Source organism: Streptomyces sp. NPDC006624 (assembly GCF_040611555.1).
GTDB lineage: Bacteria > Actinomycetota > Actinomycetes > Streptomycetales > Streptomycetaceae > Streptomyces.
Map to the genome: position 1 here is coordinate 114,197 of NZ_JBEXOM010000001.1, position 14,241 is coordinate 128,437.

A 14,241-nucleotide genomic window follows, 5' to 3' on the forward strand; every position below is an offset into this window, starting at 1 on the left:
TCAGGACATGCGGGATGAACTGGTGCGGAGGCCGACGAGGGCATGTCTCATGCGAAGCACGGCGGACGGCCGGCACAGGCCCGCGGAGCGACAGCCGTCGGCGGGACCCACCCGCGCCTGAGGGCCGTCCGTCTCGGACTGTGGCTGGTCGCCGCCCTCCTCGCCGCCCGGCAGGTGGCCGTCGCCCTCGCCTCGCCGCGCGGCGAACGGCTCACCGACCTGGAGACCTGGGTCGGGCCCCACGGCGTCCTGCACGTCAACGGCTCGCTCTACACCTCCACCCGCTTCAGCGGCACCCCCTTCAACGGCCTCGTCCTCAAGCCCCTCACCAGGGCGGCCGAACAGGCCCTCGGCTGGGGCTGGACCTTCGGCACCCTGATGCTGGTCGTGGCCCTCGGGCTGATCGCCGCCCGCGCCCTGCCCCCGCCGGTCAGCCGCCGCACGGCGGCGCTCGCCGCGCCCGTCGCCATCAGCCTGCTCATGCTGTCCCTGCCGGTCCGCAACGCCCTGTGGCTCGGCCAGACCGGCATCCTGCCCGTCCTGCTGGTCCTGCTGGGCTGCTTCGCCGCGCGCGGCCCGCGCACCAGCGGTCTGCTCATCGGCGTCGCCGCCGCGCTCCAGCCGACCCTGCTGCTCTTCACGCCGCTGCTGTGGTGCACCGGCCGCCGGACCGCCGCCGTCTGCGCCACCGGCACCTTCGCCGCCTGCACCGCGCTCGCCTGGGCGGTGATGCCCGCCGACTCCCACCGCTACTGGGTCCACCACCTGGCGGGCGCCGGCCTCGGCGGACGGGCCGACGACCTGGGCAACCAGTCCCTGCACGGCGCCCTGCTCCGGCTCGGCCTGACCGGCCCCCCGGAGATCGTGCTCTTCCTGACGCTCGGCACGGCCGTCGCCGTCCTGGCCCTGCGCCGCGCCGTGCGCTACGTACGCGACGGCCAGCTGCTGCTCGCCGTCGCCGTCACCGGCTGCGCCGCGATCGCCGTCGCGCCGACGGCCTGGCAGCACCAGCAGCTGTGGGTGCTCCTCACGGTCGTCGGCCGGGCCGGCACCCGCACCTCCGACCGGTACGTGTGGCCGGTCAGCGTGGTCCTCGTCATGACCCTGCCGACGCGGATGCTGCTGCCGGACATGGCGTCGCTGGACCCGCTGCGCACCAACCTGGTGGTGCTGGCCGCCCTCGCCGCCGCCACCGCCGTGCCGTTCCTGCCGCGGACCTCGCCTTACCACCGTTCACCGCGGCCGACCCCGTACGCGCCCGCCGCCCCGGCCCGCTTCCGGCACGTCCCGCTGGTGCCGGGGCTGCGCCGGGCCCTGACCCGGCCGAACATCCTGCTCGAGATGCTCCTGCTGCGGGTGACCTACGCGGCCTACTCCCAGGTCCGGCTCGCGGCCACCGGCGGCAGCAACTCGGCCGGCCGCGCGCGGGCCGAGGAGCACGGCAAGGAGGTGTACGACCTGGAGCGGGCCCTGCGCATCGACGTCGAGCACTGGGCCAACCACGCCGTCGTCGGCATCGGCTGGCTCAGGAGCTTCTTCGACTTCTACTACACGTCGCTGCACTTCGCCGTCCCGCTGACGGTCCTCGCCCTCCTCTACTGGCGCCGGCCCGGCGACTACCGCTGGGCCCGCGCCGCCCTGGGCTTCACCACCCTGCTCGCCCTGATCGGCTTCTGGCTCTACCCGCTGGCCCCGCCGCGCCTGATGCCGACGCTCGGCTTCATCGACACCGTCCACGGCGTCCAGGACTTCTCCCAGCCGGACTACGGCACGCTCACCGCCCTCACCAACCAGTACGCGGCGATGCCGTCCCTGCACTTCGGGTGGTCGCTGTGGTGCGGGGTCGTGATCGCCGTACTGGTGCGGCAGTGGTGGGTGAAGGCCCTGGGCCTGCTGCACCCGCTGTTCACCGCGGTCTCGATCGTCGTGACGGCGAACCACTGGGTGCTGGACGCGGCCGGGGGAGCGCTGGCGGTCGCGGCGGGATTCGGGGTGACGTATCTGCTGTCCGGACCCAGAGCGCCGGACGGCGCGGTGGCCCGGCCCGACCGGACTCCGGCCGTGAAACCCCTGCACCGCTGACGGGGGAACCCACCCCGGCATCCCGGCGGGGACGCGGCGCGAACCCCGGACCGCATCACCCGCTCCCCGCTGCTGTGGAGGAAGCCATCACCCAGCATCTGGACGCCACGGGCACGATCCCCGGCCCGCGCCGCACCCCCGCCCCCGCGCCCCGCCCCGGCGACCCGGCCGCCCGCCGGGCACGAGCGGTCCCGGTCGCCGTCCCGGCCCTGACCGCCCTGGCCCTCGGCCTGTGGGGGATCGAACGGCAGGGCAGCATGTGGCGCGACGAGTCGGTCACGTACCAGGTCGCCCATCGCTCACCGGGCGAACTGTGGGGCCTGCTGGGCGGGATCGACGCGGTGCACGGCCTGTACTACCTCCTCATGCACGCCGTGTTCGCGGTGTGGGACGGCGGACTGGTCGCGCTGCGGCTGCCGTCGGTGCTCGGCACGGCCCTGGCCGCGGCCGGGGTCGGGGCGATCGGCGCCCGCCTGTCGGGCCGCGCGGCGGGCACCCTCGCGGGCCTGGTCTTCGTCCTGCTGCCGCTCACGCAGCACCACGCCCAGGAGGGCCGTTCGTACGCCCTGGTCACCGCCGGGGTCACCGGGGCGACGTACTTCTTCCTCCGTGCCAGCTCCGATCCCCGCGCCCGCTGGTGGACGGCGTACGCGCTCACCCTCGCAGTCGCCTCCTGGCTGCACGCGTTCGCCGCGCTGGTGCTCGTGGCGCACGGGCTGACGCTGTGGTGGTCGGGTGCGCGACGGCGGGAGGCGCGCCGGTGGGCGGGCGCGGCGGCCGGTGTGGGGCTTGGCCTGCTGCCGCTGGCGGTGATCAGCGCGGGCCAGGCGGAGGCCCAGCTGGGCTGGCTCGGCCGCCCGGGCGCGGGCGCGTGGCTGCTGTACGCGGGGCTCTCGGCGACGGCGGTGCTGCTGTGCCGCCTCCTCCTGCGGGCCGGTCACCCCGGTGCGCCCGCCCTGACCTGCCTCGCCCTGCCGCTGCTGATCGCCCCGGCCGGGCTGCTCATGACGGTCTCGCTGGTCAAGCCGTGGTACGTCGACCGGTACGTCCTGTACGGCATGACGGGTCTGGCGCTGCCGGCCGGATCCGCCCTGGCGTGGACGGTCGGGCGACGCCACCGGCTCGCCCCGGCGCCCCGCCTGCTGACTGCCTGTGTGTCGGTGGCTCTGGCGGTCGCGGTGCTGCTGCCGTGGTCGCTGCTGGTGCGTTCGCCCGAGAGCCGCAAGGACGACGTGGCCGCGGTCGCCCGTGCCGTGGAGCGGCAGGCCCGGCCGGGCGACGGGGTGCTGTTCATGCCCGCCAGGCGCCGCGCATGGCTCCTGCCGTACCCGGAGATCCACGAACGCCTGGACGACCTCGCCCTCGCGCGGCCCCCGCGCCGCTCGCACACACTCCACGGCACGGAGCTGTCCCCCGCCGCGATCCACCGCGCGATCGCGGCGTCCGGCCGCGTCATCGCCCTGCAGGACGAGGCGGGGCAGCCGCTCGACCCGTTCCCCGGGGAGGAGGTCAAACGGCGTGCGCTGCGGGGCCACTTCGAGGAGTGCGAGCGGGTGCGGGTGCGGGGCGGGCAGGTCGTGCTGTACGTGCGGCGGGGCCGCGAAGGGGAGTGCGGACCGTGACGGCCCCGGCCCCGCACCACACCGGTGAGGTACGCGCTTAAGCCCGCCCTCCCCGCCGGGCAGGGCGAAGGCGACGGCCCCGGGGATCAGGGGGCCGCCGCCTTCGGTTCTGGGGGTGGGACCGGCTCAGTACCAGTGGTTGGCCTGCCAGAAGTCCCAGGCGCCGCAGGCGCTGCCGTAGCGGTCCTTCATGTAGTCCAGGCCCCACTCGATCTGGGTGGCCGCGTTGGTCTGCCAGTCGGAACCGGCCGAGGCCATCTTGGAGCCCGGCAGGGCCTGGACGAGGCCGTAGGCGCCGCTGGAGGAGTTCTGCGCCCGCACGTCCCAGCCGCTCTCCTGCTCGACGATCTCGGAGAAGCACCGGTACTGGGCGTCGTCGCCGATCATCTTCTTCGCGACGGCCTGCGCCGAGGCGCCATCCGGCTGCGCGGCCTGAGCGGGTCCGGCGGCGATCAGGGAGCCGCAGACGGCGGCGGCCAGGGCGGCACCGGCGAGCGCCTTCCTCGGGGCGGCGGCACGGCGGAGCAGGGTGACGGCGGGCACGGGCGACCTTTCGTGGGGGGCGAGCGGTCGTCCAGAGAAACAGCCCCACCGAAGGCGCCGCAAAGACGCCCTGTACTACGCCCGGCCGCACCCGCCGGGGTGGCCGCGCCCGTGACCGGGGCTTGTCCCTACGGCCCCGCTTCGTACGTGGCGCCGGTCACGTGGGCAGCCTCACCCCGGGGCGCCTCGAACGTGACCGGCGTCTCGAAGGCCGCCCGGCGCGTGGCCCGGCGCAGCGCCCTGAGGACGGCGGGCCCCAGGAGCGCGGTGAGGACGACCGTGACCGCGGCCCGGCCCAGGTCCCAGCCGAGCGAGGTGGCCAGGCAGTAAGCGAGGAAACGGGCCAGGTTCGTGGCCAGGGGCGCGTGCGGGTCGAAGGCGACGCTGGAGGCGAGGGCGCTCATGAAGGGCCAGCCGGCCATGTTCATGATCGTGCCGTAGGCGAAGGCGGCGACGAAGCCGTAACCGGCGAGCAGCGCCACTTCCGCCCGCCCGCGCAGCCGGTCCTGCCCGGGCAGCAGGCCCGCGCCCATCGCGAACCAGCCCATCGCCAGCATCTGGAACGGCAGCCAGGGACCCACCCCGCCCGTGAGCAGCGCCGAGGCGAACATCGTCACCGAGCCCAGCACGAACCCGAAGCCCGGGCCGAGGACCCGGCCGCTCAGCACCATCAGGAAGAACATCGGCTCGATACCGGCCGTACCGGCGCCGATCGGCCGCAGCGCCGCACCCGTGGCGGCCAGCACGCCGAGCATCGCGACCGCCTTAGGGCCCAGTCCCGACTCCGAGATCGCCGCCCCCACGACCGCCACCAGCAGCACCAGCAGCCCCGCGAAGAGCCAGGGCGCGTCCTGCGCGTGCGCGCTCAGCCCGGAGGCGGGCGGCGCGAGGAAGGGCCAGCCGAAACCGGCGATCCCGACGGCACTGACCAGGACCAGGGCGGCCACGGACCGCGGACCGAGACGCACGGCACGGGCCTGCTTCTGGACGCTCATGCGCCGTCCCCGGTGCCGAGGGCCGCGCGGACCTGCGGGACCGTGAGCCACCGCTGCGGCGCGAGGATCTTGGTGACCTGCGGCGCGAACGACGGCGAGGACACCACGACCTCCGCCGTCGGGCCGTCCGCGATCACCTCGCCCTCCGCGAGCAGCACCACCCGGTGGGCGAGCTCGGCGGCCAGCTCCACGTCGTGCGTGGCCAGCACGATCGCGTGCCCCTCGGCGGCCAGCGCGCGCAGCACTCCGACCAGCCGTGCCTTGGCCGCGTAGTCCAGGCCCCGGGTCGGCTCGTCCAGCAGGAGCAGCGGGGGCCGTGCGGTCAGGACCACGGCCAGGGCGAGCGCGAGCCGCTGCCCCTCGGACAGGTCCCGGGGATGGGCGCCGTCGGTGACACCGGGGAGCAGCTCCGAGACCAGGGCCCGGCAGGTGCCGGGGTCCGCGCCCGCGTCCCGGTCGGCCGCCGCGCACTCGGCGGCGACGGTGTCGGCGTAGAGCAGGTCGCGCGGCTCCTGGGGGACCAGACCGACCTTGCGGACGAGGTCCTTCGGGGCCGTGCGGTGGGGGACGGCCTCGCCGAGCCGGACGGTCCCCGAGCCGGGGGTGACCAGACCGACCAGGGAGCCCAGCAGGGTGGACTTGCCCGCGCCGTTGCGGCCCATGAGGGCGACGGTCTCGCCGGGGGCGATGGTCAGGTCGACGTCGCGGAGGGCCTGGATGCGGGCGCGGGTGACCGAGAGGGCTCGCACTTCGGCCGTGAACCGGGTTTCGGCGGCGGCGGGAGTGGTGCGGGTGCGGCGGCGGGCAAGTGCGCCCATCGGGGTGGGACGCGCGGATCGTCGGCGGGTGCCCGTGGCCGGTGGCTGGTCGCGCAGTTCCCCGCGCCCCTGCGGGGCGCCCTCCAACCGGCGGCGAAGGTCCGCCGCCCTGCGCCGCGCGTCGCGGACCGTCATCGGCAGCGGGGTCCAGCCCGCCAGGCGGCCCAGGTCCACCACCGGCGGGTACACCGGGGACACGGCCATCACCTCGGCCGGGGGCCCCAGCACCGGGGGCGCGCCCCGGCCCGGCAGCAGGACGACCTGGTCGGCGTACTGGATGACGCGTTCCAGGCGGTGCTCGGCCAGGAAGACCGTCGTGCCGAGGTCGTGCACGAGCCGCTGCAGGACCGCCAGCACCTCCTCGGCGGCGGCCGGGTCGAGCGCCGAGGTCGGCTCGTCCAGCACGAGGACGCTCGGGTGCGGGGTGAGGACCGAGCCGATCGCGACGCGCTGCCGCTGCCCGCCGGAGAGCGTGGCGATGGACCGCCGCCGCAGGTCCGCCAGGCCCAGCAGGTCGAGCGTCTCCTCCACCCGGCGGCGCATCACGTCCGGGGCGAGCCCCAGCGACTCCATGCCGTAGGCGAGTTCGTCCTCCACCGTGTCCGTGACGAAGTGCGCCAGCGGGTCCTGGCCGACCGTGCCCACGACGTCGGCGAGTTCGCGCGGCTTGTGGGTCCGGGTGCCGCGCCCGGCCACCGTGACCCGGCCGCGCAGGGTGCCGCCGGTGAAGTGCGGCACGAGCCCGCTGACCGCGCCCAGGACGGTCGACTTGCCGACCCCGGACGGGCCGGCGAGCAGGACGAGTTCACCTTCGGGGACCTCGAAGTCGACGCCCCGCACGGTGGGTTCGGCGGCCCCGTCGTACGTCACGGAGACGTTCTCGAAGCGGATCACGACGGCTCCTCGGAGTCGGGGGCGGCGAACGCGGGCAGCAGGCCGAGGAGTACGGCCGCCGCGGGCCAGAGGGGGAGGGCGGGGGCGACCAGCGGGACCACGCCCGGGTGCAGGGCCGCGGGGTCACGGGCCGCGGCCAGGGCGAGCAGTGCCGCGACCGCCACCCCGGAGCCCACGATCAGCCAGGCGCGCGCGTCCCAGCGGTCGGGGCGGTAGCGGGTGCGCAGGGAGCGGCGCCCGCCGAGCCGGAGACCCGCCAGGGCGGCCGCCACGCCGAGCAGCAGGACCGGCATGCCGTACGCGGCGCCCTCGGCGGTGAGCAGTCCGTACGTCCCCGCGCAGACGCCGAGCAGGCCGCCGAGGGTGAGGGCGGCGGTGGTGCGGCGGACGGCGGCGGGCACCCGCGCGGTCCGGCCGTAGCCCCGGGCGTCCATCGCGGCGGCGAGGGAGACGGACCGTTCCAGGGCGCCCTCCAGGACCGGCAGGCCCACGTGCAGCAGACCGCGGACGCCCTTGTCCGGACGGCCGCGCAGCCGCCGGGCGGCGCGCAGGCGCTGGACGTCGGCGATCAGGTTCGGGGCGAAGGTGAGCGCGACGACCACCGCCACCCCCATCTCGTACAGCGCCCCCGGCAGGGACTTGAGGAGACGGGAGGGGTTGGCGAGGGCGTTCGCGGCGCCGACGCAGATGAGGAGCGTGGCCAGTTTCAGGCCGTCGTACAGGGCGAAGGTGAGCGCCTCCGCGGTGACCTCGCCGCCGAGACGGATGCCCTGGGCCCAGGCGGGCAGACCGATCTCCGGCAGGGTGATCAGGACGTGCGTGCCGGGGATGGGCGAGCCGAGCACCGTCGCGAACACCAGGCGGACGAGCAGCACGGCCAGCGCGAGCTTGACGAAGGCGCCGTACGAGCGGGACCAGGGCGCCGAGGGGCGGCAGGTGGCCACGACGTAGGCGGAGACCGCGATCAGCAGTGCGAGCAGGAGGGGATTGGTGGTGCGGGTGGCCGCGGTGCCCAGGGCGAGGGACCACAGCCACCAGGCACCGGGGTGCACGGGCGCCCGGTGCGGGCGCCGGGGCCGGGCGGCGTCCGCCACCCGGCGCTGCGGGGCGCGGCTAGGACTGTCCACGGGCACGCCGTCGCACCTGCCATATCGCGGCGCCGCCCAGCAGCACCACCACGGCGACGCCCGCCACCAGTCCCACGGACGGGCCGTCGTCCCCGGAAGACTCCTCGTGCGCCGTGTCCGCCTTCGGGGTCTCCTCGCCGGAGAGCTGTTCGCCGCAGCCCTGCTCCGGGTAGCCCGCGATCGCGCACAGCAGGGCGTTGGTGTCGTAGCGCAGCGGCTTCGCCACCGCGGCCAGCGCGTCCGCCGTCGTCGCGTCCGGGGCGACGCGGGCGCAGGCCGTCCGGGCGGGCGGCGGGGTCTCGCCCCGGGCCGCGTCCCGCCGCGTGCCGAAGTCGATGACCAGCGCCACGCGCTTGGCACCGTCCCGCGACGGCGTCCTCGCGCAGATCGCGTCGAAGTCCGCGGCGGGGCGCGGCCGGGCCGCGTCCGCCGTGTCCTCGCTGACCGCGAAGCGGAAGCCCTGCACGTCGCCGTCGGAAGGGCGGGTCGTGCCGGGGCCCTGGGTGGCGTAGACCCAGCGGTCGCCGTCGCGCTCCCAGAACGACCAGTAGCGGTAACCGGCGGCCTGGGCCTGGCCCGCCCCCGCGAGGAGCAGGAGCGAGGCCAGGAGCAGGAGAACGGCCCGGCGGATCACAGTTGCTGCTGCTTCCTGCGGCCGCTGAACAGGAACCCGATGCCGACGCCCGCGACGAGGCAGACGCCGACGTACCACCACACGCCGAACGGGGAGCCCGAGTCCTTCTCGTCGTCCTTCTTCGCCTCCGCCGTGTCCGCTGCGGCGGCCTGCGGGGCCGGGCCCGTCCCGTTCAGCCGCTTCACGAGGTCCGCGCCGCCGAAGTCGCGGGGGTCCGTGCCGGTCGCGTGGGCGGCGAAGATCAGCTGGGCGTAGGCGGCGGGACCGCTGCGGGCGGCCCAGTCCGCGGCGTTCTTCTCCAGCCACCGCACGGACTTCTCCGCCTGCGCGGTGGCGCCGTGCGCCGCGAGCGCGACGACCGCGTCGGCGGTGTTGCCGAAGTCCGGCTGGGGCTCGGCCCCGGCCAGGGCGGACATCAGGTGGTCGTCCTCCTCGGCGAGCGCGGCGCTGAGGTACGCCGCCCCGTTGCCCGCCGCCTGCTCCGGCGTGCCCGGCTTCGCGCAGGTGGCGCCGGACTTCCCGCCCGGCTCGACCACCATGCCCCGGCCCAGCGCGCCCAGCACACCGGCGGCCGTGGCGTCCGCGTTGGCCGTGAGCTCGCCCTTCTTGTCCGGCTGGAACGCGAACGCGCCGCCGCCGTCCCCGTCGCAGGGCAGCGCGAGCTTCAGCAGGGCGTCGAAGGGCGACCTGCCGTCCTTCTCGACCCGGTCCGGCTTCTCGCCCGCGGCGGCGAGGGCGCCGACGACGATCGACGTGGAGTTCGTGTCGCTGGCGCCGCCGGGCGCGTAGCCCCAGCCGCCGTCGTCGTTCTGGACGGACTTCAGCCAGCCGACGGCCTTGGCGGTGACGTCGTCGTGGCCGCCGAGCGCGGCGAGGGCCTGCACCGCGGCGGAGGTGGCGTTGGTGTCGGGCATCGTCTTCGCGTCGCACGCGGCGGCCGGGTCGGCGCGGTAGGCGGCGAACCCGCCGTCCGCGCACTGCTGGCGCACCAGCCACCGCACGGACTTCTCCGCCGGCCTCACCCCCACCGTGTCCTGCGCCAGCAGCGCGAGCGACTGCCGCCACACGCCGTCGTACTGCGGGTCGGTCGAGCCGTAGAGGGCCGAGGGCAGGGCCCGGGACGGCGACGGGGACGGATCGGCGGCGGCCGGTGCGGCGGCGCCGATCACGGCGACGGCGGCCAGGGCCGCGGCGCTGCTGCGGACGTTCATGATCGGCGGGTGCCTCTCCCTGTGGGGGAGCCGGGCAGCACGGGGCACCCCCGGGCGGCTCGGCTCCGTATACCTCGACGGTGCCGTGCACCGGCGGACCTGCCGGGCACGTGAGCCGGTCACGAACCGTGCGGGGCGATCCGGCTCACCGCCCCTCGGCGGGTGCGGTTCACGGTTGCGGGTCAGCGCCGGAATTGCACCGGCTTTCCCCCGTACGGGTGTGATGACGACGCGCCTACTGTACCCGCACGTCAAAATCCGGCCGAGGGGCGTGGGGGGAGCGGGGGGGGGCGGCGCCTGGGGCGGGCCCCGCTCCGGGGTGGGGGCCCGCACCGCCCGCACCGTGCCCGGCCGTGCCCGCACCGTGCCCGGCCCAGCCCTCGCCGGGACCGCGCCCTTCGTCGGGCCCGCCCTGGACGAGCCCTTCCCGCGGCAGGCCCGCAACCCGGCGGTGAGCCGGCAGGAAGTCGAACTCCTGCGCACCACACAGGAGTTGATCGTCGTATCCGGGCGGACCGGCTAACGTGGGCCGTCCCGACCGCCGTCTCCAGGAGCGTCCATGACCGATCAGGTGCACCACCCCGAGCGCGAGCCGTTCCCCAAGATCGACACCTCGGTGCCGCACTCGGCCCGGATCTGGAACTACTGGCTCGGCGGCAAGGACAACTACGAGGTCGACCGGGTGGCCGGTGACGCGTTCCGCTCGGTCTTCCCCGGGATCGAGACCGGAGCCCGCGCCGCCCGCTACTTCCTCGCCCGGGCGGTGCGCCACCTGGCCGAGGAGGAGGGCATCCGCCAGTTCCTGGACATCGGCACCGGCCTGCCCAACGTGGACAACACCCACCAGATCGCCCAGAGGGTGGCCCCCGAGAGCCGGATCGTCTACGTCGACAACGACCCGCTCGTGCTGGCCCACGCCCGCGCCCTGCTCACCAGCACCCCGGAGGGCGTCACCAACTACGTCGACGCCGACCTGCGCGAACCGGCCACCATCGTCCGCGAGGCCGGCAGGACCCTGGACTTCGGCAAGCCCGTCGCCCTCATGCTCATGGGCATCCTCGGCCACATCGAGGACCATGACGAGGCGCGCTCGATCGTCCGCGCGCTGGTGGACGCCCTGCCCCCCGGCAGCTTCCTCGTGCAGTACGACTCCACCGACACCAGCGAGGACTACGTCCGGGCCATCGCCCAGTACAACGACGGCGGTTCGATCCCGTACATCCTGCGCAGCCCGGAGCAGATCGCCCGCTACTTCGACGGCCTGGAGCTGCTCGAGCCCGGGGTGACGTCCTGCTCGCGCTGGCGCCCGGACGCGGAGGCGCTGGGGCTGCCGGCCGAGGTGCACCAGTACGGCGGGGTCGCCCGCAAGGGCTGAGCCGTCAGGTCTCCTGCAGGACGCGGTGCAGGATGGTCGGAGTCTCGTCGGGCGACTCGGCTTCGACCACCAGCCGGTTCATCGCGTCCCAGTAGCGCTCGATCTCGGCGGGCTTGTCGGGGTAGAGGGCGCAGGTCAGCTTCTCCAGGTAGACCATGTCGGGCAGGTGCCCGCCCGGCAGGCGCAGGATGGTGACCGGACCGCCCTCGGCCGCGTGCCCGCCGCTGCGGAACGGCAGGATCTGCACCGTGACCTGCGGCAGCCGGCACAGCTCGATGAGATGCCGCAACTGGGCGCGCATCACACGGATCCCGCCCACCGGGCGGCGCAGCGCCGTCTCGTCGAGCACCGCCCACACCCGGGTCGCCGGCTGCCGGTGCAGGATGCGCTGGCGGGTCATCCGCAGCGCGACCCGCCGCTCGATCTCCGCCGGGCTCGCGTCGGGGTGGCTCACCCGCAGGGAGGCGCGGGCGTAGTCGGGCGTCTGGAGCAGTCCGGGCACGCGCTGGACCTGGTAGCAGCGGACGACGCTGGCCGCCTGCTCCGCCGCGAGGAAGGTCTGCATCCAGGCGGGCACCACGTCGCTGTAGTACCGCCACCAGGCGGGGGCGTTGGCCTGCTCGGCCAGCGCCAGCAGGGTGGCCCGTTCGGCCTGGTCCGTGACGCCGTAGAGGGTGAGCAGGTCGGCGACGTCCCGGAGTTTGAACCCGTGGCGCCCGGCCTCCATGCGGCTGATCTTGGACGAGGAGGAGCGGATGACGTGTCCCGCGTCCACGCGGTCGATGCCCCGCTCCTCACGCAGCCGCCGCAGCCGCGCGCCCAGTACCAGTCGCGGCACCAGGGGCCCGGCGGACCGGCCGTCCAGGACACCGCTGCCCGTCGCGAGGAATGCGGTCTCTTCGGTGCCCATGGGCGTCTCTCCCGGTGCGAGCGTTGCGTCCGACCATCCTAGGGGGCGCTTGTCGGCGTCAAGTGCCTTGTGCAGCAAGCGCGTTCGTCTGCGGGTGTGGGTCCGCCGGAGGCACGGTGAGGGATGCGTGAGGACGCGGGACGGTGCCTGTCGGCGGACCGCCGCCGCGCACGTGCCCGGCAGGGCGCCGATCACGTGCCCGGCAGGGCGCCGATAGGGTCGCCGCCGTGGATTCCGAGGGGGCCGGAGGGCCGGCGGGGGTGGTGTGCCCGGGCTGCGGCGGGGTGGAGACCCGGCCCGTCGAGCTCGCGCGGACCGGCAAGGGCGCGATGCGGGACGACCTGTACGGACGGCTGGCGCCGGGACCGGACAAGGCCGGCGACGGCTGCCTGCACTTCGCGGAGGGCGTGGTGCTGACCGGCCTGGGCATCGCCCTCGGCTACGCGGGCCTGCGGCAGGGCGACCCGCTGTACCTGGCCGGCGGCGCGGCGCTGGCTCTGCTGTGCCTCGTCGGCACCTTCGTGGTCGTGCGCGGCGACGGGCGGGAGAAGGCCGCGGCCGAGGCGGGCGCCCCGCGCGCGGAGAGCCTGTGGCGGCCGGCGCACTACTGCTCCGGCTGCGTCTCGGTGTTCTGCCCGGACGGCGTCCCGTGGCGGGGAGCGCTCACGCCGGAGCAGTTCAAGAAGTTCGTGTGGACCGAGGCCGGTTACGCCGGTCAGCTCCCCGCGGGGGACAAGGCCAGGGACGCGACGGTCCCGTCGGGCCTCCTGTCGCGCCAGTGAGCGGTCCCCCCCCGGCCCCGGACGGCCACGTATGTGACGTGGCCGGGAGTGTGGCCGGCCGGGAGTGCGGCCGGCCGGGGAATGTGGCCCGGGTCGGGCGTCCCGGCAACCGAAAAATCATGGTTTCGGGGGTTCCGTTCCCGGCCGAGGGTTCTACCCTGGAAGTAGGCCTACGGGACGAGTGAGGGAGTCCGACCGGAGTGGCCGACTCCGGCAGGAGGCTTCGGCTTCCGCTGGTGCCGACTGCGACGGTAGGGCTGAGAGGCCGGAAGGACGGCGGACCGAGAGGTCCGGCGGCTGGAAGGCGACCCCCATAACCTGATCCGGACCATGCCGGCGAAGGGAACCCGTCTCGTAGGTCGTCTCTGTGCGGTCGCCTTCGTGCCGTCGCCTTTTGCGCGCCGTCGCCGTCGCCTTCGCGAGGTCGTCTCTCTGATTCGCGTCAGGTCACCCGGGTTCGTTCACCCGGATCCGGTCACCCGCGTCCGTCCGGCGCCGTCAGATCGATCAGACGGCAGACCGTCTCCACGTCGATCTTGACCTGGGCGATGGAGGCGCGTCCCGACAGCCAGGTGATCAGGGCCGAGTGCCAGGTGTGCTCGATGACCCGGACCGCCGAGAGCTGCTCCGGGGTCGGGTCCTGCCGGCCCATCGCGTCCAGGATGATCGCCGTCGTCTGCCGCGACACCTGGTCCACCTCCGGGCTCACGCTGCGGTCCGCGAACGTGAGGGCCCGGACCATCGCGTCGGCCAGGTGCGGCTCGCGCTGCAGGGCGCGGAAGGCCCGCATCAGCGTCTCGGCGACCCGCTCGGCCGCCGTGTCGCCCTGCGGCGGCTTCTTCCGCAGCGTGGCGTGCATGTGCTCCAGCTGGTCCTGCATCGTGGCGACCAGCAGGTGGATCTTGGAGGGGAAGTAGCGGTACAGGGTGCCGAGCGCGACCTGGGAGGACTCCGCGACCTCGCGCATCTGGACGGCGTCGAAGCCGCCCCGGCCGGCCAGTTGGGCGCTCGCGTGCAGGATGCGGCGCCGACGGGCCTCCTGCCGCTCCGTCAGGGGAGGGGAGGCGGGGGCTGCGACGGCTCTGGCCTCCGCCTTGGCCGGCTTGTTCACCTGGCGCACCTCGGCTTCCGCGGACATGGTCCGGTCCCGTTCCGTGACCGTCCGTGAGGACGGGTGATCAGACAGCATGGCACGGCGTCCGCCGTGGCGTGAATCACCTGATCCACTGGTCACAGCGCCCTTACCTG

13 protein-coding genes and 1 riboswitch are annotated in these 14,241 nt (G+C 74.9%); of the genes, 5 read left to right on the forward strand and 8 right to left on the reverse strand.

The genetic code is table 11. The features are described 5' to 3' along the window. The first annotated feature begins 42 nt into the window (after nt 1-42). Both ABZY20_RS00545 and ABZY20_RS00550 read left to right on the forward strand, forming a co-directional pair. Nucleotides 43-2,082, forward strand: a complete 2,040-nt coding sequence (locus tag ABZY20_RS00545) for a bifunctional glycosyltransferase 87/phosphatase PAP2 family protein (protein ID WP_356434483.1) — start codon at nt 43-45, stop codon at nt 2,080-2,082. Nucleotides 2,083-2,156: 74 nt separating this feature from the next. Next, nucleotides 2,157-3,704 carry a glycosyltransferase family 39 protein gene (locus ABZY20_RS00550; protein ID WP_356434486.1) on the forward strand — a complete coding sequence of 516 codons (1,548 nt, stop codon included), beginning with the start codon at nt 2,157-2,159 and terminating at the stop codon, nt 3,702-3,704. Nucleotides 3,705-3,830: 126 nt separating this feature from the next. Here ABZY20_RS00550 and ABZY20_RS00555 read toward each other — a convergent pair whose 3' ends face one another. From ABZY20_RS00555 to ABZY20_RS00580, 6 genes are all read right to left on the reverse strand, one after another. Continuing rightward, nucleotides 3,831-4,247: a transglycosylase SLT domain-containing protein gene (locus ABZY20_RS00555; RefSeq protein ID WP_356434489.1), complete on the reverse strand. Its 417-nt coding sequence runs from the start codon at nt 4,245-4,247 to the stop codon at nt 3,831-3,833. A 128-nt stretch (nt 4,248-4,375) separates the two neighbouring features. Then, the gene (locus ABZY20_RS00560) at nt 4,376-5,242 is read right to left on the reverse strand and encodes an ECF transporter S component (RefSeq protein WP_356434491.1); all 867 of its coding nucleotides are present in this window, start codon (nt 5,240-5,242) and stop codon (nt 4,376-4,378) included. Continuing rightward, nucleotides 5,239-6,954, reverse strand: a complete 1,716-nt coding sequence (locus ABZY20_RS00565) for an ATP-binding cassette domain-containing protein (RefSeq protein WP_356434495.1) — start codon at nt 6,952-6,954, stop codon at nt 5,239-5,241. Before ABZY20_RS00565 ends, ABZY20_RS00560 begins: the two co-directional genes overlap by 4 nt. Further along, the gene (locus ABZY20_RS00570; RefSeq protein WP_356435976.1) at nt 6,951-8,048 is read right to left on the reverse strand and encodes an energy-coupling factor transporter transmembrane component T; all 1,098 of its coding nucleotides are present in this window, start codon (nt 8,046-8,048) and stop codon (nt 6,951-6,953) included. Before ABZY20_RS00570 ends, ABZY20_RS00565 begins: the two co-directional genes overlap by 4 nt. 19 nt (nt 8,049-8,067) lie before the next feature. Further along, nucleotides 8,068-8,715: an SCO2322 family protein gene (locus ABZY20_RS00575; protein ID WP_356434498.1), complete on the reverse strand. Its 648-nt coding sequence runs from the start codon at nt 8,713-8,715 to the stop codon at nt 8,068-8,070. After that, entirely contained in the window at nt 8,712-9,926 is a 1,215-nt protein-coding gene (locus tag ABZY20_RS00580) for a prenyltransferase/squalene oxidase repeat-containing protein (RefSeq protein WP_356434500.1), read from the reverse strand. Before ABZY20_RS00580 ends, ABZY20_RS00575 begins: the two co-directional genes overlap by 4 nt. A gap of 112 nt (nt 9,927-10,038) precedes the next feature. Further along, nucleotides 10,039-10,177, reverse strand: a riboswitch (cobalamin riboswitch). A 92-nt stretch (nt 10,178-10,269) separates the two neighbouring features. On the opposite strand from ABZY20_RS00580, the gene ABZY20_RS00585 reads away from it, so the two are divergent. After that, nucleotides 10,270-10,449, forward strand: coding sequence for a hypothetical protein (locus tag ABZY20_RS00585; RefSeq protein ID WP_356434503.1), 180 nt, complete (start codon nt 10,270-10,272; stop codon nt 10,447-10,449). Between the two features lie 36 nt (nt 10,450-10,485). Continuing rightward, nucleotides 10,486-11,301 (forward strand): SAM-dependent methyltransferase, encoded by an 816-nt coding sequence (locus ABZY20_RS00590; RefSeq protein ID WP_356434506.1) that lies wholly within the window; start codon nt 10,486-10,488, stop codon nt 11,299-11,301. A 4-nt stretch (nt 11,302-11,305) separates the two neighbouring features. Here the strand turns inward: ABZY20_RS00590 and ABZY20_RS00595 are convergent, their stop codons facing one another. Then, nucleotides 11,306-12,211 carry a DUF5753 domain-containing protein gene (locus ABZY20_RS00595; RefSeq protein WP_356434509.1) on the reverse strand — a complete coding sequence of 302 codons (906 nt, stop codon included), beginning with the start codon at nt 12,209-12,211 and terminating at the stop codon, nt 11,306-11,308. A gap of 227 nt (nt 12,212-12,438) precedes the next feature. Between ABZY20_RS00595 and ABZY20_RS00600 the strand changes: the two genes are divergently transcribed. After that, entirely contained in the window at nt 12,439-12,993 is a 555-nt protein-coding gene (locus tag ABZY20_RS00600; RefSeq protein WP_356434511.1) for a hypothetical protein, read from the forward strand. Between the two features lie 475 nt (nt 12,994-13,468). Here ABZY20_RS00600 and ABZY20_RS00605 read toward each other — a convergent pair whose 3' ends face one another. Further along, the gene (locus ABZY20_RS00605) at nt 13,469-14,131 is read right to left on the reverse strand and encodes a TetR family transcriptional regulator (protein ID WP_356434514.1); all 663 of its coding nucleotides are present in this window, start codon (nt 14,129-14,131) and stop codon (nt 13,469-13,471) included. Between the last annotated feature and the right edge of the window lie 110 nt (nt 14,132-14,241).